This is a genomic window from Suttonella ornithocola (genome assembly GCF_001889065.1).
GTDB classification, from domain to species: Bacteria; Pseudomonadota; Gammaproteobacteria; order Cardiobacteriales; family Cardiobacteriaceae; genus Suttonella_A; species Suttonella_A ornithocola.
Map to the genome: position 1 here is coordinate 1 of NZ_LWHB01000293.1, position 692 is coordinate 692.

Here is a 692-nt window from a genome sequence, read left to right on the forward strand (position 1 = left end):
AATATAGATCAAATCACTTATAATCCAATCCATCCAAAGCAGATATAAAGAACAACTTGTAGTAGAATTATCAAAAACAAACTGAGCATATCCTATGACCTACTGCCGCCAATTCCGACAGAAAATTCTTAACGATATTGCTAATGGAGAAACTTGGCGCGCTGTTGCAAAGCGCTACAAGATCAGCAAATTCACCGTCTATAGCTGGATTAAAAATCCCCATCCTAAAGGTTTTACTGAGCGTAAGCCCTCAAAGATTGATGATGAAACCTTGCTTAAGGATATTGAGCAGTATCCCGATGATTACCAATGGGAAAGCGCTAGACGTTTTAATTGCTCGCAATCAGCGATTTGTTATGCTCTAAAGCGACTAAAGATAACGCATAAAAAAAGATTAACCAACATCCAAAAGCCGACACAGAGAAAAGAGAGCACTTTCAAGAACAAATAGTGGATAAGACCGCTCAAGACAAACCGATAGTCTATCTTGATGAATGTGGTTTTAAAACCTTTGCTCATAGACCTTATGGCTACAGCACAAAAGGACAAGTTTGTCATGGAAGTGATAACTGGCATTTAAAGAACCAGAGCAATGCGATTGGAGCCATTATCAATGGAGAATTGTTTGCCTTACGCTTATATGATGGTTCTATTAACAGCGATATTTTCTCTCATTGGTGAGAGAAGCACTG

Annotated in this window: 2 protein-coding genes; both read left to right on the forward strand. The window is 38.6% G+C overall.

Annotated elements, in window-relative coordinates:
• The first annotated feature begins 94 nt into the window (after positions 1 to 94).
• A complete protein-coding gene (locus tag A5N85_RS13830) occupies positions 95 to 451 on the forward strand; it encodes an IS630 transposase-related protein (protein ID WP_072577647.1) in 357 nt (118 codons plus the stop codon).
• On the forward strand, positions 451 to 681 hold the full coding sequence (locus tag A5N85_RS13835) for a hypothetical protein (protein ID WP_072577648.1): 231 nt from the start codon (positions 451 to 453) through the stop codon (positions 679 to 681). Before A5N85_RS13830 ends, A5N85_RS13835 begins: the two co-directional genes overlap by 1 nt.
• Positions 682 to 692: the final 11 nt, after the last annotated feature.

What these genes read in the sequence shown, in the direction of transcription:
- A5N85_RS13830 (WP_072577647.1), top strand. Translation starts at nt 95, where the DNA reads ATGACCTACTGCCGCCAATTCCGACAGAAAATTCTTAACGATATTGCT.